The organism is Arcobacter vandammei (assembly GCF_016106035.1).
Classification (GTDB): domain Bacteria; phylum Campylobacterota; class Campylobacteria; order Campylobacterales; family Arcobacteraceae; genus Aliarcobacter; species Aliarcobacter vandammei.
In genome coordinates this window covers 1-2,866 of the sequence record NZ_JADKPZ010000039.1, presented here as the reverse complement: position 1 = coordinate 2,866, position 2,866 = coordinate 1, and the positions used below count along the sequence as shown (strand labels likewise).

Sequence of the window (2,866 nt, the reverse complement as noted above, 5' to 3'; positions counted from 1 at the left end):
TGAAGAGTATGAAAAGTATAAAGTTCAAATGATAAATGAGAAAAGTAAAGTGCAAATTGACTTTGAAAAAGTTGTTGCATCTTTAGGGGATAAAAAATAATGAAAAAAGATTTAGAACTAAAACACCATCAAATATTTGAAGAGATAAAGCAACTTGATAGCTACACAGATAAAGCAACAGCTATGTTTACTCTTACTCAAACAGAAGAAAAACTAAAACGAGACAATATCCAAGGCAAAACAAAAGCCAACCAAACCCACCATGAAGTAGGTAAAAAAGTAAGAGAAACTATAAAAGAGCTGGGTGGAACTATGCCAGAGGATTTGCCAACTCCAAAGACAAGTGTAAGCAAGATAGAAAAATCATATAAAAGTCTTGAGGATAAAAACCATGAGTGAAATCAAACAACATTGGCAAAAAATTGAACTAAATGAGATTTTATCTATATCATCAAAAAAATTTAACCCTATTGGTAATAATGAAAATAAAAAATGTGTTGAATTAGAACATTTATCACAAGAAACTGGAAAACTATTAGGTTATACAAATTCTAGTGAACAGCAAAGTATTAAAAATAGTTTTGAAGAAGGACAAATTTTATTTGGAAAACTAAGACCATATTTAAAGAAATTTTGGAAAGCAGAATTTGAAGGAGTTTGTTCATCTGAAATATGGGTAATGAATGGCAAAAAAGTTAAAAATGATTTTTTATTTTATTTGGTACAAACAGAAAAATTTAACCAAATAGCAAATGTTTCAAGTGGCTCAAAAATGCCAAGAGCTGATTGGAACTATATGTCTGAAATTCCTTTTGATATCCCACCTCTAAAAGAGCAAGAAAAAATAGCCGAGATTTTGACAACTTGGGATGAAGCCATCACTAAACAAACCGAGCTTTTAAGAGCAAAAGAGCTACAAAAAAAAGCCCTTATGCAAAAGCTTTTAAGTGGTGAAGTTCGTTTTGATGGGTTTAGTGATGAGTGGGAAGAAGTGAGATTGGGAGAGATTTGTAAAATTACAACTGGAAAACTTAATGCTAATGCAATGGTTGAAAATGGAAAATATACATTTTTTACATGTGCTAGAGAAACATATAAAATTAATGAGTTTGCTTTTGATACAGAAGCTTTGCTTGTATCTGGAAATGGTGCAAATGTTGGATATATACATTATTTTAAAGGTAAGTTTAATGCCTATCAAAGAACTTATGTTTTAGACGATTTTGAGCATGATATTTTTTTAATCAAGTATTTATTAGATAAATATTTGAGTTTGCAAATTTCTCGTGAAAAGAATGAAGGCAATACTCCATACATTACATTACCAACATTGACAAAGATGAAATTAAAACTCCCATCACTACCAGAACAACAAAAAATTGCCGAAGTTTTAAGCCTTGCAGATGATGAGATAAATCTTCTTAAAAATGAACTTGAAGAATTAAAACTTCAAAAAAAAGCACTTATGCAAAAACTACTAACTGGACAAGTGAGGGTTAAGGTATGAGTTTTACAATGATGAATTATGATGAAGTTTTGGAAGATGTTAAAGAACAAAAAAGATATTTATTGCTTGGTAATGGTTTTAGTATGGCTTATAACCCGAAAAGATTTTCTTTTACAAGCTTACTTGATAATGCTGTTGAAAGAGAATTGATAACAAAAACAAGTCCGATTTATAAAGTCTTTAAACAATTTGATACTAAAGATTTTGAAGAGGTTGTAAAACTATTAGAAACATCTACTAAAGTTTTGAAAACTTATGGAGTGTTATCAAAGGCAGATGAAAAAAAGATTTTAGATGATTCTAAGTCTTTGAAAAAATATCTTGTTGATGTAATTACAAATAATCATCCTGACAAAATAACAGAGATTTCTGATGATGAATTTTTCAATAGTTCTAGTTTTATTAAAAACTTTGAAAAAGTTTACACTCTAAATTATGATTTATTACTTTATTGGAGTTGCATAAAGCTTCAAAGCTTTATACAAGAAGAACAAATACAAGATTCAATTTTAGACATTAGTGATGGATTTTATGACCCTCATGAACAAACTACAAATTATGTAGTATTTGGAAATGATGGAGCATCTCAGAATATTTATTTTCTTCATGGTGGTTTACATATTTTTGATAAAAAAAGTGAAATTATCAAAAATACATTTTCAAGAACTGATAAATCATTAAAAGAACAAACTCTTGAAAATTTAAATAAAGATATTTATCCTATCTTTGTATCAGAAGGAACAAGTGAACAGAAAAAAGCAAAAATTATTCATAATGCTTATTTAAATCATTGTTATAAAAGTTTATCAAGCATTGGAACAAAAAATAGTAGTTTAGTTATCTTTGGAACACTTCTTAAAAGAAATGATACTCACATAAGAAAAGCAATATTAAAAAGCAAAGTAGAAAATATTTATATTGGTGTATCAAATGAGGATGAAGCTAAAGAATTTGATGATTTTATAGAACAATCTTCAAAATTAAAGAAAGCTAAAAAAGTTTATTTTTATGATTATAGAACGGCTAAAGTTTGGAGATAAATATATGAAACTACAAATTAACGAATCACAAAACATAGAGTTTAAACAATCTTGGAGAGATGAGTATATTAAATGGCTTAGTGCATTTGGTAATACTGATGGTGGGAAACTATATATTGGTGTGGATGATGATGGCGAAATCAAAGGCATTGATAATGCCAAAAAACTTCTTGAAGATATACCAAACAAAGTACGAGATATATTAGGAATCATGGTAGATGTCAATCTTTTGCAAGATGAAGATAAAGAGTACCTTGAAATCATCACTGATAAATATCCATATCCTATAAGCTATAAAGGTTCATATTACTACAGAAGT

4 protein-coding genes are annotated in these 2,866 nt (G+C 28.4%); all 4 read left to right on the top strand.

The genetic code is table 11. The features are described 5' to 3' along the window. Positions 1-99 precede the first annotated feature (99 nt). A complete protein-coding gene (locus IQC44_RS11325) occupies positions 100-399 on the top strand; it encodes a hypothetical protein (protein WP_198306467.1) in 300 nt (99 codons plus the stop codon). Next, the gene (locus IQC44_RS11320; RefSeq protein ID WP_198306466.1) at positions 392-1,507 is read left to right on the top strand and encodes a restriction endonuclease subunit S; all 1,116 of its coding nucleotides are present in this window, start codon (positions 392-394) and stop codon (positions 1,505-1,507) included. The genes IQC44_RS11325 and IQC44_RS11320 overlap by 8 nt, the downstream gene beginning before the upstream one ends. Next, positions 1,504-2,547, top strand: coding sequence for a DUF4917 family protein (locus IQC44_RS11315; protein ID WP_198306465.1), 1,044 nt, complete (start codon positions 1,504-1,506; stop codon positions 2,545-2,547). The genes IQC44_RS11320 and IQC44_RS11315 overlap by 4 nt, the downstream gene beginning before the upstream one ends. A gap of 4 nt (positions 2,548-2,551) precedes the next feature. Beyond that, positions 2,552-2,866, top strand: a 315-nt coding sequence (locus IQC44_RS11310; RefSeq protein ID WP_198306464.1) for an AlbA family DNA-binding domain-containing protein, incomplete at its 3' end; no start/stop codon positions are given.